Source organism: Pseudomonas sp. 1L-E-NC-VB-C3 (assembly GCF_057291535.1).
This window is the reverse complement of record NZ_JBXAWD010000001.1, coordinates 505,861-529,739: the sequence shown is the minus strand read 5'-3', so window position 1 is coordinate 529,739 and position 23,879 is coordinate 505,861. Positions and strand designations below refer to the sequence as shown.

20 protein-coding genes are annotated in these 23,879 nt (G+C 59.8%); 16 read left to right on the top strand and 4 right to left on the bottom strand.

Translation table 11 applies throughout. The features are described from left to right. Positions 1–16: 16 nt before the first annotated feature. From AC0Z5Z_RS02400 to tssI, 4 genes are read right to left on the bottom strand one after another with little or no spacing between them, the layout of a single operon-like run. The gene (locus AC0Z5Z_RS02400) at positions 17–2,347 is read right to left on the bottom strand and encodes a lipase family protein (protein ID WP_485610648.1); all 2,331 of its coding nucleotides are present in this window, start codon (positions 2,345–2,347) and stop codon (positions 17–19) included. Next, positions 2,344–3,135, bottom strand: a complete 792-nt coding sequence (locus tag AC0Z5Z_RS02395) for a hypothetical protein (RefSeq protein ID WP_095181219.1) — start codon at positions 3,133–3,135, stop codon at positions 2,344–2,346. Before AC0Z5Z_RS02395 ends, AC0Z5Z_RS02400 begins: the two co-directional genes overlap by 4 nt. Further along, positions 3,132–3,980, bottom strand: a complete 849-nt coding sequence (locus tag AC0Z5Z_RS02390; RefSeq protein WP_095181220.1) for a DUF4123 domain-containing protein — start codon at positions 3,978–3,980, stop codon at positions 3,132–3,134. The genes AC0Z5Z_RS02395 and AC0Z5Z_RS02390 overlap by 4 nt, the downstream gene beginning before the upstream one ends. Beyond that, positions 3,977–6,001 (bottom strand): type VI secretion system tip protein TssI/VgrG, encoded by a 2,025-nt coding sequence (tssI, locus tag AC0Z5Z_RS02385; protein ID WP_460142514.1) that lies wholly within the window; start codon positions 5,999–6,001, stop codon positions 3,977–3,979. The genes AC0Z5Z_RS02390 and tssI overlap by 4 nt, the downstream gene beginning before the upstream one ends. Positions 6,002–6,699: 698 nt before the next feature. Here tssI and tssA point away from each other — a divergent pair. The 16 genes from tssA (at position 6,700) to icmH (ending at position 23,879) form a co-directional block, all read left to right on the top strand. Next, on the top strand, positions 6,700–8,262 hold the full coding sequence (tssA, locus tag AC0Z5Z_RS02380) for a type VI secretion system protein TssA (RefSeq protein WP_056790892.1): 1,563 nt from the start codon (positions 6,700–6,702) through the stop codon (positions 8,260–8,262). 32 nt (positions 8,263–8,294) lie between these two features. Then, entirely contained in the window at positions 8,295–8,798 is a 504-nt protein-coding gene (gene tssB, locus AC0Z5Z_RS02375; RefSeq protein WP_016772498.1) for a type VI secretion system contractile sheath small subunit, read from the top strand. A gap of 28 nt (positions 8,799–8,826) precedes the next feature. Then, entirely contained in the window at positions 8,827–10,302 is a 1,476-nt protein-coding gene (tssC, locus tag AC0Z5Z_RS02370; RefSeq protein ID WP_016772499.1) for a type VI secretion system contractile sheath large subunit, read from the top strand. 9 nt (positions 10,303–10,311) lie between these two features. After that, complete coding sequence (tssE, locus tag AC0Z5Z_RS02365) at positions 10,312–10,719, top strand: type VI secretion system baseplate subunit TssE (protein WP_007920274.1); 408 nt, start codon at positions 10,312–10,314, stop codon at positions 10,717–10,719. Positions 10,720–10,730: 11 nt separating this feature from the next. Continuing rightward, positions 10,731–11,237 (top strand): PAAR domain-containing protein, encoded by a 507-nt coding sequence (locus AC0Z5Z_RS02360; RefSeq protein ID WP_353187220.1) that lies wholly within the window; start codon positions 10,731–10,733, stop codon positions 11,235–11,237. A gap of 4 nt (positions 11,238–11,241) precedes the next feature. Then, positions 11,242–12,093, top strand: a complete 852-nt coding sequence (locus AC0Z5Z_RS02355; RefSeq protein ID WP_095181221.1) for a hypothetical protein — start codon at positions 11,242–11,244, stop codon at positions 12,091–12,093. Further along, complete coding sequence (locus tag AC0Z5Z_RS02350) at positions 12,093–12,467, top strand: hypothetical protein (RefSeq protein ID WP_485610647.1); 375 nt, start codon at positions 12,093–12,095, stop codon at positions 12,465–12,467. The genes AC0Z5Z_RS02355 and AC0Z5Z_RS02350 overlap by 1 nt, the downstream gene beginning before the upstream one ends. 79 nt (positions 12,468–12,546) lie before the next feature. Further along, the gene (gene tssF / locus AC0Z5Z_RS02345; RefSeq protein ID WP_056790882.1) at positions 12,547–14,334 is read left to right on the top strand and encodes a type VI secretion system baseplate subunit TssF; all 1,788 of its coding nucleotides are present in this window, start codon (positions 12,547–12,549) and stop codon (positions 14,332–14,334) included. Next, complete coding sequence (gene tssG, locus AC0Z5Z_RS02340; protein WP_056790879.1) at positions 14,298–15,305, top strand: type VI secretion system baseplate subunit TssG; 1,008 nt, start codon at positions 14,298–14,300, stop codon at positions 15,303–15,305. Before tssF ends, tssG begins: the two co-directional genes overlap by 37 nt. Before the next feature lie 11 nt (positions 15,306–15,316). Then, positions 15,317–17,974, top strand: coding sequence for a type VI secretion system ATPase TssH (gene tssH, locus AC0Z5Z_RS02335; RefSeq protein ID WP_485610646.1), 2,658 nt, complete (start codon positions 15,317–15,319; stop codon positions 17,972–17,974). 10 nt (positions 17,975–17,984) lie between these two features. After that, complete coding sequence (locus AC0Z5Z_RS02330; RefSeq protein WP_236167784.1) at positions 17,985–19,505, top strand: sigma-54 interaction domain-containing protein; 1,521 nt, start codon at positions 17,985–17,987, stop codon at positions 19,503–19,505. Positions 19,506–19,802: 297 nt separating this feature from the next. Then, positions 19,803–19,943, top strand: a complete 141-nt coding sequence (locus AC0Z5Z_RS02325) for a hypothetical protein (protein WP_003229566.1) — start codon at positions 19,803–19,805, stop codon at positions 19,941–19,943. 18 nt (positions 19,944–19,961) lie between these two features. Then, positions 19,962–21,158, top strand: coding sequence for a type VI secretion system-associated FHA domain protein TagH (gene tagH, locus AC0Z5Z_RS02320; RefSeq protein ID WP_016772508.1), 1,197 nt, complete (start codon positions 19,962–19,964; stop codon positions 21,156–21,158). Positions 21,159–21,163: 5 nt separating this feature from the next. Then, positions 21,164–21,664 (top strand): type VI secretion system lipoprotein TssJ, encoded by a 501-nt coding sequence (gene tssJ, locus AC0Z5Z_RS02315; protein WP_016772509.1) that lies wholly within the window; start codon positions 21,164–21,166, stop codon positions 21,662–21,664. Positions 21,665–21,666: 2 nt separating this feature from the next. Further along, entirely contained in the window at positions 21,667–22,998 is a 1,332-nt protein-coding gene (tssK, locus tag AC0Z5Z_RS02310; RefSeq protein ID WP_016772510.1) for a type VI secretion system baseplate subunit TssK, read from the top strand. 5 nt (positions 22,999–23,003) lie between these two features. After that, a complete protein-coding gene (gene icmH / locus AC0Z5Z_RS02305; RefSeq protein WP_016772511.1) occupies positions 23,004–23,879 on the top strand; it encodes a type IVB secretion system protein IcmH/DotU in 876 nt (291 codons plus the stop codon).

Genomic DNA, 23,879 nt, shown 5'->3' with positions numbered 1-23,879 from the left:
TTGTTGACTGATTAAGTTAAATGAACGAATCAATATCCAGCCGAAACGGCGCGCCAACCGCATGCCCTCCGGTCATCGCGGCGATAGCGGCATCGTGGTCTTCAGCGGCTGGCGGGATCATCGCCAGTTGCTCCTGAACCAGGTTTTCAGGATGGGCGTTCCAGCGCAGCAGACCTTCCTCGATCCATTCGGGCTGGTCGGCATAGCTGCCGTAAACGTCGACCTCGGTGACCCGTTGACTGCGCAGCGCTGTCAGGCGGGCCATGGTCATGCTGATCTTGTCTATTTCCTGATTGAGCATCAGCGTCTTGTGCGCGCGCTCCTGCTCTCGCACGTAAGAACGGTGGTTGTTTTGCAGATCGCGCTTAACGGCCCGCAGCTGTTGCTGAATATTCTCCAGGGCGCTGCTGATCCATTCGTATTCGCGATTGGTCACCAGCGAACGCTTGAGCTGCAGTGCTTCCTGCCAACGGCGCAAGCTGGCCCAGCAGCCGGGGATGTAGCTGCCGACCATTGAGTGGTGACCCCGGTCGAACAACTGCCGCAGAAACGATCCGCGTTCGGGCAAGCCGTTGGTAGCGCGCAGGGCCTTGGCGCAGCCGTGATCGACGATCGTGCTGCAACCCGGCTCCCAGAGAAGGGAGGATCGGTGGTCCTTGTCGAACTCAACGGGCATGAAATGGCGCAAAGCACCGTGATGCCCATAGTCGTCGCCAAAGAAATTGATGATTCCCCAGATCAGCAGGCCGAGGCCGGCGACCGGGTTGAAGCCCAGCACCACGGCGTTGGTTGCGTACATCGGCCCAGGCTTGGCAAAGGTGTTCATCCAGGTCGCCGGCACGCTCGGTACCGGATCGTTCTGATTGACGATGCGGTGATGCACCAGCGATCTGGCGCTTTCGATGAAGGTGGTGTCGCCGGCGCGGGGGGCGCCGTAGGTGTAGAGCACGATTTGCGGGGAGAACTCCAGGTTGCGTCTCAGCATCTCGGACAGGATCAGTGCAACTGCACCGCCCAGACTGTGACCCGTGATCAGCAGCTTTTGCCCGCTGTAGAATTTTTCCAGATAAGTCACGATAAATGGATAAGCCGCCAAAGCGCCACCGTAGAAACCGCGGTGCACTTTGCCTTCGCCTTCGGCAAAGGGAACCTGATAGGCATCGCCGTCACGCCGGCCGTCGGGCCAGATCTCACTGGTACCGCGTACGCTGATCAGGATCAGTTCGTCGTGGTGGCAGATGAAAGCCTGAGTGTCCGTGCTTTCGACCTGTTTGCGATCATCGAAAAAATGCAGTCTGGCGGGGTGTTCTTGTTGATTCCCTAACGCGGGGTCATTCACTTCGGGGTAAAGATTCGGGTCAAACGGCACCACTTCCAGGCGTTTCGAATACGGCACGTCTTCATACAGTGGATAGTATTTCTGCGATTGTGAGTCATCGACCTTCCACAACTCATCGAACTGCGGCAGCGCGTGGCCGAACCAGTTGCCGCTGCTGGGCTGTAGCGGAAAGCTTACCGTGTCGGTCTGCACCGGTTGAGTGTTGGGTTCCTGTCCGAAATCGGTGTAGCTCAGCGTCGCCATCACCGACAGCTGATAAAGGTTGAGCGCGCAGAACGCGTCGCCTGTCGACAGCATTGGCCGTAGCGCTCTCATCGGCCGTACTTCCAGCACATGGTGTTTGTTCGGCAGCAGTGCGACGCCCTTGGGCGGCGGCGGGGAAAACCCCAACTCGACGGTGGCCATCTCCGCCGCACTCAAGATGGTGTGCAGTCCGCCATCCGCAGAAGTTTTATCGACGACCGTGAAGTCTCTGGACTTCGCAGCGGGGCGCATGAGCTTGTGCGCCGCCCTCTTCGGAGCGTCGCGACGAGCAGCCAGCGGCGGCAAGTGGGCGATGTATTTTACCAGTTCACTGACTTCGACCTGGCAGTACGCATCGGTTTCGGACAGGTCCTTGGCGGGGTTGGCCTGGGTGCGAGTGCCTGTTTTGTGGAAGAAGCGGGTTTTTTCGGCGCGGACTTGGAGTTCGGTGATGGGGAGAGGGTAGTGCGGTCGTTCCTTCAGTCGCGCATATACTTCCTCTTTACCCTGATAAAACTGACTGAGCTTCAGGGTTACGGGACCGCAGTAATGATCAAGAACTTTTCCGGAGCCCGAGGAATCCAGTTTGCCGGTATAAACAATATCTTCGTAATCGACGGCTTCGTAGGTCAAACCGGCGTAGGGTTTGCCATCACCGAACTCGTCCACCAATTGAAAACTTGTGGCTTGTCCGCGTCTTGGGCAGGCGTGGATGTTGCCTTGCATAAAGGCCGCAATGCCGGAATCTGTCGGCTCAATGCTCATGGGGTCTGATCCTTGTTTTCAGTGCAATCGGGGTAAATAGTGCAGATGCGCTCGTCTACCATCCTGAATGTGCTGAAGTCTTTGTAATTGCCGAAACAGAACGCATCCTGATCCTCAAAGGCTTTCCCCATGCAGCGCTTCCATCCGCCGGGCACTTTTACCCACGTGTCACCAAAAGCGGGCTTTTCCCGCTCAGATAATTGGATTTTCAGAGTCACCGTTTTTCCAGAAAGCTGAGTCAGCGTGTACGCCGTGAAAGGACGGCTCCGCCCGACATTGCCCTGTGCATCCATTTTTTTGCAGGTCAGCAGTTTGATCAGATAACGCTTCGGGCCCACCGTGCGAAAAGACCACATGCACTCACCAAAGAACTCAGCTGTCTCGTCATCTCTGAAACTACCCATCTGTCGTTCCAGCAACTCCGGACGTACAGCAATCGAGGCGTAGTCATAGCTGAAGTTGCTTCGCCCTGAACCATAAATACCGATGACCTTGATCTCGATGTAATTCAGCGCCAGCGGACATTCGCTTACGGTTCTGTACAGCGGGATCTCGGAAGTCCCTTGGTACTTCATATTGGTTTTGTTGTATCCCAGCTGAGTGTTTCTCCCGCCAGGCACGGTGCATGTTTGGCCCTTGGCCGGAACATAGGTGGCCGTCAGGTCGTACTTGAATCCAGGTGGAAAATCCGGAACAAACATAAAGGTGTTCGGGGTCTTCACCGTCGTACAACCCACCAGCAATCCCAGGCAACCACTCAGCAGCAACCCTCGTTTCAAGTTCCTCATCGACCTACCTCTCCCTGCCAATACAACGCTTCCTGATATACCCGCTCAAAATGCATCGCCGGATCTTCACCGGGTTTGGGCAGCCATGATTTGCCTGGCCGATATCCCGGTAACTGCAAACTGCGGGTCAGCAAGAAATGCACGTGCTCCGGTTGTTGCCAGCCCCACAGGTGCGTCAGTTGAATCAGGCCCCACAACCATTCATCGACGTCCAGTTGTTCGGCCAGCTCGGCCATGGCTTCGGTGTGTTCGCCGACCAGGTAACGGCGGGTGTTGTCGAACAGCACGTTGGCGTAGATCAGTTCCGGGGTCGGCGTGTGCAGCCACGGCGGATCCATCGGCAGCGGGTGGTGGCCGGGGTCCGGGTTGTCGATGGCGTTCCATCGTTCTGCGTGCCAATAGCAAACGCTGTTGAATGGCCCGAGAAACGCCGCGCGGTGCTCGGGTTGCAGGTGCGCCAGCGCACGTCCCAGAACCCGGTTGTCATGCACGCGGTACACCGCCTGATTCGGACGTTCGCCGGTTATCAGGCGATCGCGCCAATGCGCCGCCAGCAGATCAAGTTCGACGTGACGGGCACTGGCCAGCCAGCCCCAATTGCGCTCGGGCGTGGCGAGCAAGGTCTGGATCGCGGGATGCTGCGCCGTATCGATCTGCAACAGCAGCGGGCCGGTCGGCACCAGCGACTCGGCCGGCGTGCCGGTGTAGAGCGGACGAAACCGCTCGGTGCCGAGGTCGCGGGTCAACGCAGCGTGCTCTGCGCTGTGGCCGTCGGTGTCGAGCATCAGATACAGATCGCAGCCGGCGCGGGACTGAGCGTGCAACCATTGTTCGACCGGGCTCATGCGACTTCTCCCAGCTCGCACAGACCCGCTGCGCAGGCTTCGCACAGCGGGCAAAAATCCGCTGCCTGCTGGCGGGCGCTGTTGACGATCGACAGCGGCGTGGCGTTGATCGCAGCTGGCAGGCCGGCCTCAACTTGCAGCGGTTGTAGCGGTGCGAGAGCCGGCAGTGGCGCGCCGCCCTGAACGATGGGCACGCTGCTGAAAATCCCGCCGGCATTGATCACGATGTGATGACCGCCCGCTGACAGCGTCAGGCTCATGCCGGCATCGATCACCACGTTGCTTGCCGTGACATGCGCCTGCTGGCCGGCCTGGATCACCAGAGCGCCCAGGGTCTGGCTGCTGGTACCGCTGACCTGCAACAAGTCATCGGCGTTGATTACTGTGCTGCGCAGTCCTTGATGAGTGCGCGAATCCTTGCCCTCGATGAGACTGGTGCTGTCATTGCCGACATGCTCATGGCGGTCGCGAGTGATCAGGCTGCGGCTGTCGTTGAGGATCAGTTGCTCGAGGTCGCGCTGCGCGCGCAGGTAGATCTTCTCCTGCCCGGCGCGATCCTCGATCGACAGTTCGTTGTAGCCGCCATTGCGCGGTGAGCTCTGGCTGCGTAATACCGTGCGGGTTTTACTCGCCGACAAGGGATGGGCGACGGCATTGACCTTGTTGGCGACGCAGCCGGTAATCAGCGGTTGGTCCGGGTCGCCTTCCTGGAAGGTCACGACCACTTCCATGTCGACCCGGGGAATGGTCACCGCACCGAATCCGTCACCTGCCCAACTGGACGCTACGCGTAACCAGCAGCTGCTTTTTTCGCTGTTGCGTTCAGCGCGATCCCAGGGAAACTCGACACGAACCCTGCCGTATTCATCACAGAAGATCTCCTCTCCGGGAGGCCCGGTAACGCGCGCGGTCTGGCAGACCAGCAAGGGTCTTGGCGCGGGCAAAGGCGGACGGTAAACCACCTCTGCGGGAATGGCCCTGAAGGTATTGCGGTAGCCCTGGGAAAAACCATCGGCAGGATTCGCCTCGCTGCTGAAAGCCTCTTCGAGTACTGCCGGTTGCTTGCCTTCGTGACTGAGACTGACCAACAGCCACAACTCGTTGCAGTCGGCCCTGGGATGTTCGCTCAGCTTGAACAGGTGACCGCTGCGCAAAATCGGCTGATTGCTTTTGCCTTCAATCCATTGATAGTCGCTGCGATGGCGCTCCAAGGCCTGACGCGCCAGCTGTTTGCCGTGCTTCTCGGACTTGATCAGCAGTGGATAGCGATAGTCCTCCAGAGCCGGCGTGAACTCGGCGGTGAAGCGGCTTTCCAGCAGCAGGCTTGGGCGCATGAGGTCATAGTCGCGGCGGGTGACCGTGCTGGTACGGGTGTTGAAGCCCATGCTCAGGTGGTTGACCACCGGGTGTTCGGCGACCATGCCGCTATCCACCCGAAAGGCTGTCGTACCCAATTTGCGCGCGAACACCGGGCTGTCGCTGAACACCAGCAAGTGCCTGTCGAGCGAATGCTGGTGGTGCCAGGCAATACCCTCTTCGGCGCACAGGCGCTGAATGAACAGGAAGTCGCTTTCGCCGTATTGCGTGCAGTACTCACGAGGCTCACCGGCGGCGACATTGAACGTGAAGTCATCGGCCTGGATGCCATGGCCTTTGAGGACTTGCGCGATGATCTGCGGCACTGTCAGTTGCTGAAAAATCCGCTGGTCGTGGCTCATTTGCAGATAATGCAGCGCCGGTACCAGTGACAGCTCATAGCGGGTCAGGCGCTTTCCCGATTCGCCGAGCATGACATTTTCGATCCGCCCGTGAATGCCTTCGCCCGCTAACCCGAATTGCAGAAAAGCAGGCTGGCTGAGCAGGCTTTCCAGATCGAAATCCGCGTACTCGCTCACCAGCTCGATGCGAAATGCGTACAGCTGACTGATCGCTTCGGTGCCAGTGAACGCGAGCACCTTGAAGTCGTGACGAATGGCCGGGATATGCAGTGAGAATGGCGCGCAGTGGCCTTTGCCGAACATGGGCTTGTCCTTAAGCAAAGTGAGTCAACGCGCGATACCGTCCTCCCTGATCGCCGCGCATGAAAAGTTGCCAAGGCAAGCTAGCGGCGCGGCAAACTAATTGATGTAAGAAGTATCCCTGAAATTTGTCAGAGTATTCCGGTGTGGAAGTCTTGGTTGGGATGCGAGAAGTGTCTGTAGGACGCGGCTCGGATAACTATCGAAGTGCCAGTATTTGCCGGGGGAGTAAAGTTTCAGAATAATGAAATGCCATCATTATAGTGGCACTTTTTGCATTGATCGTTGTCGCTGCAAACTTCTCGATGGAACCCGGTCATTTTAGGAAGTGTCCTACTTCTATTTTTTTTTGAATTTGGCATGCTGCACGCCGCTCGAGGGTGCGGGCGTCAGGTAAACTCGCCCGGCTGCGGCCGAGGCTCTGGGACAATGGTTTGGCGGGAGCCGGGAAAATGCGCTGATTTATAAACGGCATCAGGGAAACCCCTGCGACATATAGGGCGATCTCCTACAGATCGCAATGAACAGTTCGTCTTGTTGTTTAATCAGATGCTTGCTAGTGGCCATCATAGTGATTACGATGCGCCCACTTGAAAGAGCACATCTCAATTGGATGAGTCGCTGAACTGCTCTTCGATACTGTCCCGCGTTGCTGAAACTCCATTCGCGCGCATGACTGTAATCCTTAATAAAGGCCATGGATGTCCTACTCAAGCAAACTTTCCGCCCATTACCTCGAACTCGCAAAAGTCTCTGTTTCCAAAGAGAATTTCGCGGGCGAAGACGTTCGTTTTTCGAGCGAGTTCGAGGCGCTGGAAAGTGAGCTGGCCAAGGCTTCGTCGATGCACGAAAGCGGGCAGATCGACTGGCTGAAAATCCGCGAAAACAGTGAAAATCTGCTGCGTACCCAATCCAAGGATCTGCGTGTCGGCGCCTGGCTGACGTGGTCGCTGTACCAGCGCGAATCCTTCCCCGGGCTGCTTGCCGGCCTCGGTCTGCTGCACCATCTGTCGGAAAACAACTGGGCCGACGTCCACCCGCTCAAACCCCGCACCCGTGCCGCCGCGATCGGCTGGCTGGTGCCGCGTCTCGAGCAGGTCATCACCGAAAACATTGCGATCAAAGAGCAGTTGCCGATGTTCCGGCAGCTCTCTGAGCACCTGGCCGGTCTTGAGGCCGCGTGCACTGAACATCTGGGCGATGACGCGCCACTGCTGCTGCCGATCTCCCGCCGCCTGAAAACCATGATTCAGCGCGCCGCCGACAACCAGCCGGCGCCCGGCGTGGTGGGCGCGGCGGTGGCGCAGGTCAAGCAGGCCGCGACCCAGCTGCTCACTCCTGGCGCACCGATCGACAACGAGCGGGATGCGCACAAAGCCCTGCGCGCCCAGCAGGACAGCGCCCGGCCGTTGTGTGCCTGGTGGCTCAAGCAGAAGGCTACCGATCTGCGTGCCCTGCGCCTCAATCGCACGCTGCTGTGGATGACCATCGACGCCGTGCCCGAGCGCAACGCCGAGCAGATCACCGTGCTGCGCGGCCTGCCGCTGGAAAAACTCAAGCTCTATCAGGACCGTTTCGATCAGGGCAAATACGCCGACCTGCTGGTGGAACTGGAGGCGAGCCTGGCGAAGGCGCCGTTCTGGTTCGATGGCCAGAGGATGGTCTGGGAATGTCTCCAGAACCTCAACGCCGAGCTGGCCATGCGCGAAGTGGAAATCCACTTCGCGCTTTTGATTCAGCGCCTGCCGGGCATCATCGAGTTGCGCTTCCATGACGGCGCGCCGTTTGCCGATCCGTCCACCCGGGCGTGGATCGCCGCCAATGTCATGCCGCACCTGCAAAGCGCCAGCGCGCCGCGCAAGGTCGAAAGCGAGAACGTCGAAACCCAGCCGGCCTGGGAAAAAGCCCTCGAGGAAGTCCAGCCGATTCTGCGCAAGGAAGGCTTGAAGCCGGCCGTGCAGATTCTCAAGCAGGGTCTGCAATCGGCCCACGGTGGCCGCGAACGCTTCTTCTGGCAGTTCACCCTCGCGCGGCTGTGTTTCCTGGCCAAGAAATACGAACTGGCCAAGAACCAGCTCGAAACCCTCGATCAGACATTACAGGACTCAGGCCTGCACGCCTGGGAGCCCGATCTTGCATTGCAAGTGCTGCACCTGCTGCACAGTTGCTGCGAGTTGTTGCCGCAGAACCACGCCGTACGTGAAAGCAAGGAAGAGATTTATCGCAGGCTGTGCCACCTCGACCTCGAAGTGGTACTCGAATAGGCCCCAGGGCCACAACCGCAAGGAGAAAAGCCATGGCCAAAGAAGGCTCGGTAGCCCCCAAGGAACGCATCAACGTCACCTTCAAACCCGCCACCGGCGGAGCTCAGGAAGAGATTGAACTGCCGCTGAAGCTGCTGGCAATCGGTGACTACACCCACCGCAAGGACGATCGCAAAATCGAAGATCGCAAGCCGATCAGCATCGACAAGATGACCTTCGACGAAGTGTTGGCCAAGCAAGAGCTGGGTCTGACGCTGAGCGTGCCGAACCGTCTGCAGGAAGATGGCGAGGCTGAAGAGCTGGCCGTGCAATTGCGCGTCAATTCGATGAAGGACTTCAACCCGGCCAGCCTGGTCGAGCAAGTGCCTGAGCTGAAAAAACTGATGGAACTGCGCGATGCGCTGGTGGCCCTCAAAGGCCCGCTGGGTAACGCACCTGCGTTCCGTAAAGCGATCGAAGGCGTGCTCGCCGACGACGAATCCCGCGGTCGCGTACTCGGTGAGCTGGGCCTGAACGCCGCAGCCCCGGACGCCTGAGACTCCAGTAGCCAAGGAAGCCAACACAATGAGCACTAGCGCAGCACAAGAGAAGAGCGCCGCCAGCGGCGAATACAGCATTCTCGACAGCATCATCGCCGAAACCCGTCTGACCCCGGACGACGAAGCCTACGACATCGCCAAGCGTGGCGTGTCGGCGTTCATCGAAGAGCTGCTCAAGCCGCAGAACAACGGTGAGCCGGTCAAGAAAGCCATGGTTGACCGCATGATCGCCGAGATCGATGCCAAGCTCAGCCGTCAGATGGACGAGATCCTGCACCACCCGGATTTCCAGGCGCTGGAATCGTCGTGGCGTGGTCTGCAGTTGCTGGTCGACCGCACCAACTTCCGCGAAAACATCAAGATCGAAATCCTCAACGTCTCCAAAGAAGACCTGCTGGACGATTTCGAAGACTCGCCGGAAGTCATGCAGTCGGGCCTGTACAAGCATATCTACACCGCTGAATACGGCCAGTTCGGTGGTCAGCCGGTGGGCGCGATCATCGCCAACTACTACATGTCTCCAAGCTCTCCAGACGTCAAGCTGATGCAGTACGTGGCCAGCGTTTCGTGCATGTCCCACGCGCCGTTCATCGCTGCCGCCGGGCCGAAATTCTTCGGTCTGGAAAGCTTCACCGGCCTGCCGGATCTGAAAGATCTGAAAGACCACTTCGAAGGCCCGCAATTCGCCAAATGGCAGAGCTTCCGGACTTCGGAAGACTCCCGCTACGTTGGCCTGACCGTGCCGCGTTTCCTGCTGCGCAACCCGTACGATCCGGAAGAAAACCCGGTCAAGTCGTTCGTGTACAAGGAAACCGTTGCCAACAGCCACGAGCACTACCTGTGGGGCAACACCGCTTACGCGTTCGGCACCAAGCTGACCGACAGCTTCGCCAAATTCCGCTGGTGCCCGAACATCATCGGCCCACAGAGCGGTGGCGCGGTTGAAGACCTGCCGTTGCACCACTTCGAAAGCATGGGCGAAATCGAAACCAAGATCCCTACCGAGGTATTGGTTTCCGACCGTCGTGAATACGAACTGGCCGAGGAAGGCTTCATCTCCCTGACCATGCGCAAAGGCTCCGACAACGCGGCGTTCTTCTCCGCCAGCTCGGTGCAGAAGCCGAAGTTCTTCGGCATCAGCGCAGAAGGCAAGGCGGCAGAGCTGAACTACAAGCTCGGCACCCAACTGCCGTACATGATGATCGTCAACCGTCTGGCTCACTACTTGAAAGTGCTGCAGCGCGAGCAACTCGGTTCGTGGAAAGAGCGTACCGACCTCGAGCTGGAACTGAACAAGTGGATCCGTCAGTACGTTGCCGACCAGGAAAACCCGAGCGCCGAAGTGCGTGGCCGTCGTCCGCTGCGCGCTGCGCAAGTGATCGTCAGCGACGTTGAAGGCGAGCCGGGCTGGTACCGCGTGAGCTTGAACGTGCGTCCGCACTTCAAGTACATGGGTGCCGATTTCACCCTGTCGCTGGTTGGCAAGCTGGACAAAGAGTAAGAGCGACTCATGGACGGATACGGCAGCCTGTTCGAACGCCTCAACGGCGACGCACAACTACGCAAGGGCAACAGCCTTGAGGCTTGCGCCATGGCGTCAGTGGCTGCCCATCTGGCCAAAATGCTCAGCACCCGGGCCGGCAGCGTGCAAACGCTGGCCGACTACGGGTTGCCCGATCTCAATGACATGCGTCTGAGCCTGCACGACTCGCTGAGTCAGGCCCGTCTGGCTATCGAAAACTTCATCGAAGCCTACGAGCCACGCCTGAGCAACGTGCGTGTCATTTCCCTGCCGCGTGACCACGATCAACTTCGCCTGGCCTTCAGTATCGAAGGCCTGCTGGAAGTTGAAGGGTTCAAGCGCCAGGTCAGTTTTTCCGCGCGCCTGGATGGCAGCGGTCAAGTCAAGGTCACCTAAGGAGATCCCCGATGTCTGGCAAACCCGCAGCACGCGTATCCGACCCCACCGCTTGCCCGCTCCCCGGCCACGGCACCAACCCGATCGCCGCCGGTTCCGGCGACGTATTCTTCGACGGCCTCGCGGCCGCCCGCCAAGGCGATGCGTCGGCGTGTGGTGGTGCGATGTCCGGCGGCTTGGCGACCACTGTTCTGATCAACGGCAAACCGGCTGCGACAGTAGGTTCGGTTGGATCTCACGGCAACAAGGTCACGGCTGGGTCCGGGACGGTGATTATTGGCAATTCGCATACGCCAGCGCCGTTTGTGCCGCCAGAGCCTGTTGTTATTCCCGGAGTCTTTAACCGTGTTTTTTCCTTCCATGCAGCGGATGGACAGCCCGTCGAGAACTTGAATTACAGAATGGTTTCTGAGAGTGGATTAGAAAAAGCAGGACGTTCATCGGCGGCCGGTGGCACGGGATGTTTCTCGACGGGTAAACAAGGCGAGATGGTTACCATCTACGTGTCGGCGGAGTAAGCACGTGGAAACCTCTATTGTTATCGATGGCATCGCACATATTTTCGAGACCTCCGATGGTAAAACGGAGTTGAAAATTGAAGGCGAAACTACGCCTAGCGAGGATAAAGAGCCGAAAAAGCTTCCTTTGCCAAGTATGTGGCTGATAACTAGAGGCAATGGCGTGCCTCTCTTCGCGGTAAAGCCGAATGCGACAGATGCACAGTTCAGAATCATGACGGCCGAAAAACTGTATGCGGAAGCCATTCAGTGGTTTGAGCCGTTAGCTGATAATTATCGGGAAAAATCTTGGATAAATCCCGAGTCCAAAGTCGCTGGCACCGATGCATACAATGCATATAAACAATTTACTTGGGCGGAAATTGCCAAGTTTGCAGCTGTTGACAGAATGTCGATTAGCTTCGCCGCTAAAATGCCGGGTGATTGGAAAAACAGTCCGGAGGGCGGTTCTGGATTCTTGTTGGTCATGATCGAGGGCGAACCTTACTGGGCTGACGGTGTAGGGCAAATACCATTCGCTACCGATACATACCGGTTATATCTGGAGGAAACCAAGTCCGTGGAAACGGCTATCAAGAAAACCGTTGAAACCGGCATGGAGTATGGCGATGGTCTTCCTATATTTCCGAAGGAGGACAAAACCAATGAATACGATAACTACATGGTGCTGCGCGGTGCTTTGTGGGCCTCCGAGAACTTTGATCTACGTACGGAAACGGTAAAAGTATTTGTGGGGCGAATGGGCTATCGCGAGAAAGTAATTACGAGCACGGTTTATCTCGGCGTTTCCGACCAGAAGTTGAAAAGCTTCATTACGCAGGGCTCTGTAGATACGTACGGAGAGTGGAAGAGATGATGACGAGAATAGCTGGGAGCTTGCTCGTCCATTTTTTTACCTGCGTAATTTACGTCGTTGTTAATTACTATGGTGTTTCTCTCTATAAATTTTTATTCGGCGGGTTAACGTCCCGTGGTGCTTCCATTGGAATTGCCATGTATATGGTTTTTTACTTATTCATTTTTGTTAATTTGCTCGTTGCTGTAATTCCGAATCGACGTTTTAAGTTGTGTGTTGTGTTTTTTATGGTGGCCTTGATATTGGTTTATCTGCTGCCGCTTTATCCCGTTCGAGCGTTGGCCTATATCGTTCTAACAGGCGGACTTACTACGCTGGCGATATTGGTGGCCGGCAAGTTTGAAAGGTTTTTGTTGGCCCGGGGTGCGAAATGATTTTTTTCGTTTTCCGCTATTAGTGCTTTTGGTCGATTAATTTTTCAAATCAAACGAATCAATACCCAGGCAGCCAGAAATGTCCTTTAACCACTACTACCAAAGCGAACTCACCGCACTGCGCCAGCTCGGTCGCCGTTTCGCCGAGCGTAGTCCGGCGCTGGCGCCGTATCTGGGGCAGGCCGGGCGGGACCCGGATGTAGAGCGGTTGCTCGAAGGCTTTGCATTCCTCACCGGGCGCCTGCGCCAGAAGCTCGATGACGAACTGCCGGAGCTCAGCCATTCGCTGATGCAGTTGCTGTGGCCGAACTACATGCGCCCGCTGCCGGCGTTCAGCATTCTGCAGTTTGATCCGCTCAAGCGTTCCGGCCCGGCGCTGCTGGTTGAGCGCGATACGCCGATCGAGAGCAAGCCGATAGAAGACGTGCGCTGCCGCTTCCGCACCTGCTATCCGACCGAAGTCTTGCCGCTGGATCTTGCCGCGCTGAATTACTCGGTGAAGGGCGACGGTTCGCTGCTCAGCCTGCGTCTGGAAATGAGCGCCGACGGCCACCTCGGCGAACTGGAACTGAGCAAGCTGCGCCTGCACTTTGCCGGTGAGCGTTACATCAGCCAGATGCTGTATCTGAGCCTGCTGCGCAACCTCGAAGGCATCGAGCTGATCCCGCTCGACGCCGCCGGCAAGCCGATTGATGGCGTCAGCGGCAAACCGATGGCGTTCAAGATTCCCGGTGATCGGGTCAAACCAGTGGGCTTTGCCGAAGAAGAAGCGTTGATTCCGTATCCGCTGAACACCTTCCGTGGCTATCGCTACCTGCAGGAATATTTCGCCTTCCAGGACAAGTTCCTGTTCGTCGACGTCAACGGTCTGGACATTCTCAAGGCGCTGCCGGAAGACACGCTCAAGCAGATGCGTGGTCTCGAACTGCGCTTCGACATCCGCAAGAGCGGCATCATGCGCATGCGCCCGACCCTCGATAACGTGAAGCTGTTCTGCACGCCGATCGTCAATCTGTTCGAGCACGACGCGCTGCCGATCCGTCTCGATGGCAAGCAGGACGAGTACCTGTTGCTGCCGGCGGAATACGACCTGGAAAACTGCGGTGTGTTCTCGGTGGAAACCGTCACTGGCTGGAAGCCCGGCGGTCTCGGTTATCAGGAATACGTGCCGTTCGAGTCCTTCGAGCACGACCCGAGTTTCGACGTGCCCAACAGCCGTCCGCATTACAGCATTCGCCAGCGTTCGTCCTTATTGCATGACGGCCTCGACACTTACCTGAGCTTCGGCATCCGCCACACCGAAGCCCACGAAACCCTGTCGATCGAGCTGATGTGCACCAACCAGAACCTGCCGAAAAAGCTCAAGCTCGGCGACATCTGCATGGCCAGCGAGCAGACCCCGGAATTCCTCAGTTTCCGCAACATCACCCCGGCCACTCCGAGTTTCGCGCCGCCGCTGAACCGTGACTTCCTGTGGAAGCTGATCAGCAACATGTCGCTTAACTATCTGTCGCTGGCGGACGTCAATGCGTTGAAGGTGATTCTGGAAACCTACGACCTGCCTCGCTACTACGACCAGCACGCGGAAAAGGTCAGCAAGCGCCTGCTCGGCGGCCTCAAGCACATCAAGCATCACCACGTCGACCGCCTGCATCGCGGTCTGCCGGTGCGCGGTTTGCGCACCGAACTGACCATCGACCCGGAAGGCTATATCGGCGAAGGCGACCTGTTCGTCTTCGCTTCGGTTCTCAACGAGTTTTTCGCGCTTTACGCCAGTCTCAATTCATTCCATGAACTGCGGGTAAAAAGCACACAGGGAGAGGTGTACCAATGGACACCACGTATGGGCCTGCAGCCCCTGCTTTAAGCGGGCTGACCAAGGTAATACGCGAGTACTCGCTGTTTCAGGCCGTGCTGCTGGTGATCGACCGGCTGCGCGAGGCACACCCGCATCTGAGCGAAGACGATCTGTACGACCAGGTCGAGTTCCAGGCCAACCCGAGCCTGGGCTTTCCGCGCAGCGACGTCGATCGCGTCGAGTTTTTCGAAGAGCACGGCAAGATGCGCGCGCGCATGCGCTTCAACCTGATCGGCCTGGTCGGCTCCGGTTCGCCGCTGCCAGCGTTCTATGGCGAACAAGCCCTGGGCGACAGCGAGGACGGCAACCCGACGCGCAATTTCCTCGACCTGTTCCACCATCGCCTGCAACGACTGATGCTGCCGATCTGGCGCAAGTACCGCTACCGCGCGAGCTTCCAGAGCGGCGCGATCGACCCGTTCTCGGCGCAACTCTTTGCGCTGATCGGCCTGGGCGGCGACGAGATCCGCAAGGCCAAGGAACTCAACTGGAAACGCCTGCTGCCGTACCTCGGTTTGCTCAGCTTGCGGGCGCACTCGGCGGCTTTGATCGAAGCCGTGCTGCGTTACTACTTCAAGCACGAAGACCTGGTCATCGAGCAGTGCATCGAGCGCCGCGTGGAAATTCTCGACGAGCAGCGCAATCGTTTGGGCCGCGCCAACAGCGTACTCGGCGAAGACCTGGTGCTGGGCGAGCACGTGCGCGACCGCAGCGGCAAATTCCGCATTCACATCACCGAACTCGACTGGCAGCGATTCCATGAATTCCTGCCGATCGGGTTCGGCTACCAGCCGCTCTGCGCGCTGGTGCGGTTCACCTTGCGTGACCCGCTCGATTACGACATTCGCCTGGTCCTGCGCCAGGAAGAAATCCGCGAACTGCGCATCGGTGAGCAGAACGCCTGTCGCCTCGGTTGGACCAGTTGGCTGGGACGCGAGAAAGCGGACGGCGTGGTAACCCTGGGCAGCAAAATTCATTAAGGACGTGAGCCATGATCAACGTAGACCTGCAACAACTCATCCAGGCGCTGGACGCCGAAACCCGTCGTGATCTGGAACGTTCGGCCGAGCGTTGCGTCGCCCGTGGCGGCAGCAAGATCCTCGTCGAAGACTTGCTGCTGGGCTTGCTCGAGCGCCCGAACGGCTTGCTGTCGCGCGCGCTGCAAGATGCTGACGTCGACGCCGGTGAACTGACCGCTGCATTGCAGTCGCGGGTCGAGCACAGTGCTTCGCGCAACCCGGTGTTCGCCCCGGAACTGGTGCAATGGCTGCAAGACGCACTGCTGGTGGCCAACCTCGAACTGGGCCAGACCCAGGTCGAAGACGCGGCGCTGATCCTGGCGTTGCTGCGCAACCCGATGCGTTATGCCGGCAGCCGCTATCAACCGCTGCTCGCCAAACTGAACATCGATCGTCTGAAGGAATTTGCCCTGTCGCAACAGGAGCAACCGGCGGCCAACGGCAAGCCGGCGGCGCAAGGCGAGTCGCTGTTGCAGCGCTTCACCCACAACCTGACCCAACAGGCCCGCGACGGCAAACTCGACCCGGTGCTGTGCCGCGATGGCGCGATCCGGCAGATGGTCGACATCCTCGCCCGTCGGCGCAAGAACAACCCGATCGTCGTCGGTGAGGCCGGTGTCGGTAAGACCGCCATCGTCGAAGGCCTCGCCTCGCGCATCGCTGCCGGTGAAGTGCCGCAGGTACTCAAAGGCGTTGAATTGCTGTCGCTGGACATGGGCCTGTTGCAGGCCGGCGCCAGCGTCAAAGGCGAATTCGAGCGTCGTTTGAAAGGCGTGATTGATGAGGTCAAAGCCTCGCCAAAACCGATCATTCTGTTCATCGACGAAGCTCACACCCTGATCGGCGCGGGCGGCAATGCCGGCGGTTCCGACGCGGCCAACCTGCTGAAACCGGCACTGGCCCGTGGCGAACTGCGCACCATCGCTGCCACCACCTGGGCCGAGTACAAGAAATACTTCGAGAAAGACCCGGCGCTGGCGCGTCGCTTCCAGCCCGTGCAACTCCACGAACCGACCGTCAGCGAAGCGGTGACCATTCTGCGTGGTCTGGCTCAGGTCTACGAGAAGAGCCACGGCATCTACCTGCGCGATGACGCGGTGGTGTCCGCTGCTGAATTGTCCGCGCGTTACCTGGCCGGTCGGCAACTGCCGGACAAGGCTGTAGACGTCCTCGACACCGCGTGCGCCCGCGTGCGCATCAGCCTCGCTGCGGCCCCGGAAAGCCTCGAGCGCCTGCGTGGCGAACTGGCTGAAGGCGGCCGCCAGCGTCAGGCCCTGCGCCGCGATGCCGAGGCCGGTCTGCTGATCGACCACGAAGCGCTGGAGGCGCTGGAAGCGCGGCTGGACGAAGCCGAAAGCGAGATGGTTGCGCTCGAGACCCTGTGGACTGAGCAGAAAGAGCTCGCCGAGCGTCTGCTGGAACTGCGTCAGCAACTGGCCAAGGCCCGCGAGGCTGCAGCTGTTGAGCCGACCGTCAGCGTGGAAGAAGACGCCGAAGGCACCGTGATTGAAACTCTGGTCGCCGAAGTCGAAGAAGGCCAAAGCGTCGAAGCGCTGGAAGCCCAATTGCATGAAACCCACGCCGCGTTGACGGCTGCGCAAGTCAAAGACCGCCTGGTCAGCTTCGAAGTCTGCCCGCGTCTGGTTGCCGAAGTGATCAGCGCCTGGACCGGCGTGCCGTTGGCGCAACTGGCCCGCGAGCACAACGCCAAGGTCGCCAGTTTCGCCACCGATCTGCGCACACGCATCCGTGGTCAGGAGCAAGCCGTGCACGCGCTGGATCGTTCGATGCGCGCGACCGCTGCCGGTCTGAACAAGCCTGATGCACCGGTCGGCGTGTTCCTGCTGGTCGGCCCGAGCGGTGTCGGCAAAACCGAAACCGCGCTGGCCCTGGCTGACCTGCTGTACGGCGGCGACCGCTTCATCACCACCATCAACATGTCCGAGTTCCAGGAAAAGCACACCGTCTCGCGTCTGATTGGTGCGCCACCGGGCTACGTCGGTTACGGCGAGGGCGGCATGCTCACCGAAGCCGTGCGCCAGAAGCCGTATTCGGTGGTGTTGCTCGATGAAGTCGAGAAGGCTGATCCGGACGTGCTCAACCTGTTCTACCAAATCTTCGACAAAGGCGTGGCCAACGACGGCGAAGGTCGCGAGATCGACTTCCGCAACACGTTGATCCTGATGACCTCCAACCTCGGTAGCGACAAGATCAGCGAACTCTGCGAATACGGCGCGCGGCCGACCGCCGAAGTGCTCGAAGAAACCATTCGCCCGGTACTCAGCAAACACTTCAAACCGGCGCTGCTGGCGCGGATGAAAGTGGTGCCGTACTACCCGGTGGGCGGCCCGGTGCTGCGCGAGCTGATCGAGATCAAACTCGGCCGTCTCGGCGAGCGCCTGAACCGTCGTCAGCTGGAGTTCAGCTGGTGCCAGAACCTCGTCGATCACCTGTCCGAGCGCTGCACGCAAAGCGAAAGCGGCGCGCGCCTGATCGATCATCTGCTCGATCAACACGTGCTGCCGCTGGTGGCCGATCGTCTGCTTGATGCGATGGCGACCGGCGAGAGCCTCAAGCGTGTGCATGCCACGCTCGACGGCAACTCCAGCGTGACCTGCGAGTTCGTCTGAGGTGGGCGTGATGTTCACTCAGGTGCCGCAGCCACTGGTCTACGCCGAAGCGTTGCTGGCGCAGTTCGCCAGTCTGTCGCGGGCGGCGGACAGTGCTGCGCTGCTGAGTGAATTCGTCCGTGGCCTGGCCGAGCTGAGTGGCTGCGAACTGACGCAGCTGTATCTGCTCGACGCCACCCACACCTGCCTGGGGATGAACGCCGAGTGCCTCGACGGCGCGCTGCAACCGCGTCAGGCGGCGAGCCTGCCGGCGGATTACAACGGTGAACAACTGCTGCAATTTGCCCTGTGCCAGAACCGCGTGGTGTGCCTCGACGACCTGACCGGCAGCCTGCACGAAACCAGTTTTCTACCGGCGGCGAGCACACCGTGGCAGTCGCTGTTGTGCGTGCCGCTGGTCAATCAGCACAAGTCGGTCGAGGGCTTGTTGCTGTGTGCCAGCCGTCGGCGTACTGACTTGCAGGGTTTTGCCGATTCCCTCGGCCAGCTCGGCTCGTTCGTACTCGGCCAACTGCATCTGCTGCAACGCCTGCGTCAGCCAGCCGCCGAATCGGCCACCGCCACTCGCAGTGTGCCGAGCATCAGCGGCTACGGCCTGATCGGCAAAAGCGCGGCGATGCGCCAGACCTATTCGCTGATCAGCAAGATTCTTCACAGCCCGTACACCGTGCTGTTGCGTGGCGAGACCGGCACCGGCAAGGAGGTGGTGGCGCGGGCGATCCACGATTGCGGCCCGCGTCGCTCCCAGGCGTTCATCGTGCAGAACTGCGCGGCGTTCCCGGAAAACCTGCTGGAAAGCGAACTGTTCGGCTACCGCAAAGGCGCCTTCACCGGCGCCGATCGAGATCGCGCAGGGCTGTTCGACGCGGCCAATGGCGGCACGTTGCTGCTCGATGAAATCGGCGACATGCCGTTGTCGCTGCAAGCGAAGATTCTGCGTGTGTTGCAGGAAGGCGAGATTCGTCCGCTGGGTTCCAACGACACGCACAAGATCGACGTGCGCATCATCGCCGCGACGCACCGTGATCTGGCGGCGCTGGTCAGCGAAGGCAAGTTCCGCGAGGACTTGTACTACCGCCTCGCACAATTTCCGATCGAGCTGCCGGCCCTGCGTCAGCGCGAAGGCGACATCCTCGATCTGGCCCGGCATTTCGCCGAGAAGACCTGCACCTTTCTGCAGCGTGATCCGGTGCGCTGGTCGGATTCGGCGCTGGAGCATCTGTGCGGTTACACCTTCCCCGGCAACGTTCGCGAACTCAAGGCACTGGTCGAGCGCGCGGTGTTGCTCTGCGAGGGTGGCGAGTTGCTCGCCGAGCATTTTTCCCTGCGTCTGGAACCGATGCCCGAAGACAACAGCGGCCTGAATCTGCGCGAACGCCTGGAGCAAGTCGAGCGCACTTTGCTGCTTGATTGTCTGCGCAAGAACGACGGCAACCAGACCCTCGCGGCCCGCGAGCTGGGCCTGCCACGGCGCACGCTGCTGTACCGCCTCGGGCGCCTGAATATCAATTTGGGTGACTTTGATGGTTGAGCTACAGCACTTCTTCGAACCCAACACATACCCTGTGGCGAGGGGATTTATCCCCGTTCGGCTGCGCAGCAGTCGCAGTCCGGTACATACGGTTTCACTGAGAAATCGCGCTGGCAGGTTATGGGGGCGCTGCGCACTCCAACGGGGACAAGTCCCCTCGCCACGGGAGGTCGCCGTACCTCCAGGCTATGGCTCAAGGCCCCGATCTAGAGGCTTCGAGCCCACCTCAAAAACTTATTTCAGCGCCGCCCGCAAGGGTCGGCGCTTTGTGCTTTGTCTACACCTGGAGACCCTCTGATGTCTGTTCGTCACTGGCACGCTGTCCTGCTGACCCTCGTCGTTCTATGCGGCCTTGGCGGCTGTAGCGGCAATTACAAATTCAACGACAACGACTATCGCCCGTTGGGTGATCCGCAAGCGGTCAATCGCGGCAAGTGACCGCAAGGAGCATCAAACATGGAATTGGTTTTCGAAATGCTGAACACCAAGCAGTTCGTGCCCACCGAGCTGTGCCAGCGGACCTTCAAGCAGGCCGGCGGCGTGATCGGGCGCGGCGAGGACTGCGACTGGATAATCCCTGACCGCAAGCGGCACCTGTCCAATCATCACGCGATTGTCAGCTACCGCGAGGGCTCGTTCTTCCTCACCGACACCAGCAGCAACGGTGTCCAGGACGGCAGCAGTGGCGCACGCCTGCACAAGGGCGAGCCGGTGCGCATCGAGCACGGCAGCACCTACATTCTCGGCGACTTCGAGATCCGTGCGCGGCTGGTTCGTGATCCGGCGACCTTCGACGGCGAAGTCGGCCGCCCGCGCGCCGCTGGCAGCATCATTCCGGACGACGCGTTCCTCGACCTCGACCCGCTCAACGCCCTCGAACAGCAAGAGCGCGTGTACTCGGAAATCGACGAACTGCTGTCGCCTACCGCCAAGCCGGAAGATTCCCGTCAGCGTGCCGACTACGCGCGCATCGATATGGAAAGCCTGATGGTCCCGGAGCTGATTGCCGCCCCGGTCGAACCTGAGCCGGCGCCTGCACCGAAAGCCGTCGAGCGTCAGAGCGAAGGATTCTGGGAGCACTTCGGCGCGGCGCTGGGCGTCGACGTAAAAGGCCTCAGCCACGACGAACGCGAAGCGTTGGCGCTGAACGCTGCGCGCCTGCTGCGCCAGAGCATCGGTGGTTTGCAGCAGAGCCTGCGCACCCGCTCGGAGCTGAAAAACGAGCTGCGTCTGGCCCAGACCACCGTGCAGGGCACCAACAAGAACCCGCTGAAATTCGCCGTCGACCCGAGCGAAGCGCTACAGATTCTGTTGCAGCCAAGCAAGCCTGGACACCTGCCGGCCGAGCAGGCGATCTCCCGTGCATTCCGTGATTTGCAGGCGCACCAAGTGGCGCTGCTGACTGCCAGTCGCGCTGCCGTACGCGGCACGCTGGAGCACTTCTCGCCAGAGCAACTGACCCTGCGTTTCGAGCGCGACAGCAAGCCATTGATTGCAACATCGGGTGGGCGCTGGAGAGCGTTCGGCCGCTATCACCAGGCACTGCGTCAGGACGATGACTGGAGCGAGCGTCTGCTGGCCCGCGACTTTGCCCAGGCCTACGAAGAACAGATCCGCCTGATCTCCACCCTCCACACCGACCACCAAGGATGATGCGCATGTCTCGCCGCTCGACCGCTTTTTTCAAGACGCTGACTGCGCTCACCGTGCTGGTGCTGCTCGCTGGTTGCTCGTCGCTGTCGCCGTACTCGAAAGTGACCAAGATCAACCTCAAGCTGACCGGCAGCGATCAGCTCAATCCGGACCTCAACGGGCGGCCGTCGCCGATCGTCGTGCGCCTGTTCGAACTCAAGCACCCGGTGACCTTCGAGAACGCTGATTTCTTCAGCCTCTACGAGCGCGCCAAGGAATCCCTCAACCCGGACCTGGTGGCCAGCGAAGAACTCGAACTGCGCCCCGGTGAAACCGTGGAACTGAAACTCAGCGTGGAGGAGGGCAGCCGTTACGTGGGCATCCTTGCTGCCTATCGCGACCTGCCGGATACCCAGTGGCGCCACACCGTGCAGATCACTCCGCTGGAACTCACCGAGGCTGATCTGACCCTCGATCAGGCCGGTATCCGCAATACCCAACAAGTGCTCGCCAAGGCGGATGACTGATCATGAACACCCATAAAGTCATTTGGCAGGAAGGCATGCTGCTTCGACCGCAGCACTTCCAGCACAACGATCGTTATTACGATCACCAGATGAAAACCCGCACGCAATTGCTCGGTGGCTACACCTGGGGTTTTCTCAATCTGGAAATCGACTTGCAGTTCCTCAACATGGGCAAACTGGTGATCAGTGAAGCCTCGGGGATTCTGCCGGACGGCAGCCTGTTCGAACTCGGCGGCAACACCGAGCCGCTGGCGCTGGACGTGCCGCCGAACACCGGCAATACGCCGATCTATCTGGCGCTGCCGCTGGTCACCGGCAACCACATCGAGGCCCGGCGCCCGGAGCAATCCGACGTGCTCGCGCGCTACACCGCGTATGACGCGGAAGTCGCCGACTCCAACGCCGGCGACGATTCCGCCAGCCAGGTCAGCTGCGGTCGTCCGGACTTCAAACTGTTGCTCGGCGAGCAGCAGAGCGATCAGGCCTACGTGAAGCTGAAAATCTGCGACGTGCTCGACACCACGCCCGACGGCGTGATCAGCCTCGACCCGGATTTCGTCCCGACCTACATTCAGGCCCACGCCTCCAGCTACCTGCTGTCGTGCCTGAAAGAAGTCATCAGCATGCTCAGCCACCGTGGCGACACCATCGCCGAGCGGATTCGCTCCAACGGCAAGGTCGGCGGCGCTGAAGTCGGCGACTTCATGATGCTGCAACTGATCAACCGTACCGAACTGCTGCTGCGCCATTACCTCGGTCTTGAGCAGGTTCACCCGGAAGAGTTGTATCGCACGCTGCTGACCATGCTCGGCGATCTGGCGACCTTCTCCGGCGAGAGCAAACGCCCGCGTCTGGACAGCCGCTACTCCCACGCCGATCAGGGCGCGAGCTTTCGCAAACTGATGGAAGCGATCCGTCAGGTGCTGTCGATGGTGCTCGAACAGCACGCCATCGAACTGATCCTGCAGGCGCGTCAGTACGGCATCATCGTCTCGCCGTTGCACGACCACAAACTGCTCGGCTCGGCCTCGTTCGTGCTGGCAGCCAGTGCCAACTGCGACTCCGAAGAACTGCGTCAGCGCTTGCCGCAGCACCTCAAGGTCGGCCCGGTGGAGCGCATCCGCCAACTGGTCAACCTGCACTTGCCGGGGATCAAGGTCAAACCGTTGCCGGTGGCCCCACGGCAGATCGCGTTCCATTCGAACAAAACCTATTTCATCCTCGAACTCAGTTCCGAAGACCTGGCACAACTCGAGCGCTCCGGCGGTTTCGCGTTCCACGTGTCCGGCGAATTCGCCGAGCTTGAACTGAAATTCTGGGCCATCAGGAACTGACCGACATGATCAAGGAAACGGATTACAACCAGGACGACAAAACCGTCCTGCTCGACCGTCAGGGCCACGGACCGGCATCGAGTCCGCTGACCGACTTCGCCGCGCCGCCGCGTTTCGAGCAACTGGAAGAACGCATGATCTACGCCGCGCGCCTGCGTCCGGCGGAGGCGTTCAATATCAGCCTCAACTCGCTGGTCGCGGCCTCGTCCGACCTGCTCTCGGAAGTGGTGCGCCTCAAGCACAGCGAAACCCGTGAAGATCTGTACGCTCTCAATGAGCGTCTGACCGCCGGGCTGAAGTTGTTCGAAGTACGCGCCCTGCACAACGGCGCCGAAAGCAGCCAGGTGATGGCCGCGCGTTACGTGCTCTGCACCGTGGTCGACGAAGCCGTCGTGACCACGCCGTGGGGCAACGAAAGCGAGTGGTCGCAGATGAGCCTGCTGAGCAGCTTCCACAACGAAACCTTCGGCGGCGAGAAGTTTTTCCAGCTGCTCGATCGGCTGTCGAAAAACCCGGTCAAGCACCTGCCGATGCTCGAACTGATGTACCTGTGCCTGTCCCTCGGTTTCGAGGGCAAGTACCGCGTGCAGGCGCGCGGCATGCTTGAGCTTGAAGGCATCCGCGACGCCTTGTACCGGCAGATCCGTCAGTTGCGTGGCGACGTGCCGCGCGAGTTGTCGCCGCACTGGGAAGGTCTCAACGATCAGCGCCGCAACCTGGTGCGCATCGTGCCGGCGTGGATGGTGGTGCTCTTTACTCTGGTCTGTCTGGTGGTGATGTATTCGGGCTTCGCCTGGGTCCTGAGCGAACAACGCGACACCGTTCTGCATCCTTATCAGCCGCTTGATCCAGCCGCGGTGCAACCGCAGGCGCAGCCGTAA

What these genes read in the sequence shown, in the direction of transcription:
- AC0Z5Z_RS02360 (WP_353187220.1), top strand. Translation starts at nt 10,731, where the DNA reads ATGTCTGGCAAACCCGCAGCACGCGTATCCGACCCCACCGCTTGCCCG.
- tssJ (WP_016772509.1), top strand. Translation starts at nt 21,164, where the DNA reads ATGTCTCGCCGCTCGACCGCTTTTTTCAAGACGCTGACTGCGCTCACC.
- AC0Z5Z_RS02350 (WP_485610647.1), top strand. Translation starts at nt 12,093, where the DNA reads ATGACGAGAATAGCTGGGAGCTTGCTCGTCCATTTTTTTACCTGCGTA.
- tssH (WP_485610646.1), top strand. Translation starts at nt 15,317, where the DNA reads ATGATCAACGTAGACCTGCAACAACTCATCCAGGCGCTGGACGCCGAA.
- AC0Z5Z_RS02395 (WP_095181219.1), bottom strand. Translation starts at nt 3,135, where the DNA reads ATGAGGAACTTGAAACGAGGGTTGCTGCTGAGTGGTTGCCTGGGATTG.
- tssK (WP_016772510.1), top strand. Translation starts at nt 21,667, where the DNA reads ATGAACACCCATAAAGTCATTTGGCAGGAAGGCATGCTGCTTCGACCG.
- icmH (WP_016772511.1), top strand. Translation starts at nt 23,004, where the DNA reads ATGATCAAGGAAACGGATTACAACCAGGACGACAAAACCGTCCTGCTC.
- tagH (WP_016772508.1), top strand. Translation starts at nt 19,962, where the DNA reads ATGGAATTGGTTTTCGAAATGCTGAACACCAAGCAGTTCGTGCCCACC.
- tssF (WP_056790882.1), top strand. Translation starts at nt 12,547, where the DNA reads ATGTCCTTTAACCACTACTACCAAAGCGAACTCACCGCACTGCGCCAG.
- tssI (WP_460142514.1), bottom strand. Translation starts at nt 6,001, where the DNA reads ATGTTCGGCAAAGGCCACTGCGCGCCATTCTCACTGCATATCCCGGCC.
- AC0Z5Z_RS02325 (WP_003229566.1), top strand. Translation starts at nt 19,803, where the DNA reads ATGTCTGTTCGTCACTGGCACGCTGTCCTGCTGACCCTCGTCGTTCTA.
- AC0Z5Z_RS02390 (WP_095181220.1), bottom strand. Translation starts at nt 3,980, where the DNA reads ATGAGCCCGGTCGAACAATGGTTGCACGCTCAGTCCCGCGCCGGCTGC.
- tssE (WP_007920274.1), top strand. Translation starts at nt 10,312, where the DNA reads ATGGACGGATACGGCAGCCTGTTCGAACGCCTCAACGGCGACGCACAA.
- AC0Z5Z_RS02400 (WP_485610648.1), bottom strand. Translation starts at nt 2,347, where the DNA reads ATGAGCATTGAGCCGACAGATTCCGGCATTGCGGCCTTTATGCAAGGC.
- AC0Z5Z_RS02330 (WP_236167784.1), top strand. Translation starts at nt 17,985, where the DNA reads ATGTTCACTCAGGTGCCGCAGCCACTGGTCTACGCCGAAGCGTTGCTG.
- tssB (WP_016772498.1), top strand. Translation starts at nt 8,295, where the DNA reads ATGGCCAAAGAAGGCTCGGTAGCCCCCAAGGAACGCATCAACGTCACC.
- tssG (WP_056790879.1), top strand. Translation starts at nt 14,298, where the DNA reads ATGGACACCACGTATGGGCCTGCAGCCCCTGCTTTAAGCGGGCTGACC.
- tssC (WP_016772499.1), top strand. Translation starts at nt 8,827, where the DNA reads ATGAGCACTAGCGCAGCACAAGAGAAGAGCGCCGCCAGCGGCGAATAC.
- tssA (WP_056790892.1), top strand. Translation starts at nt 6,700, where the DNA reads ATGTCCTACTCAAGCAAACTTTCCGCCCATTACCTCGAACTCGCAAAA.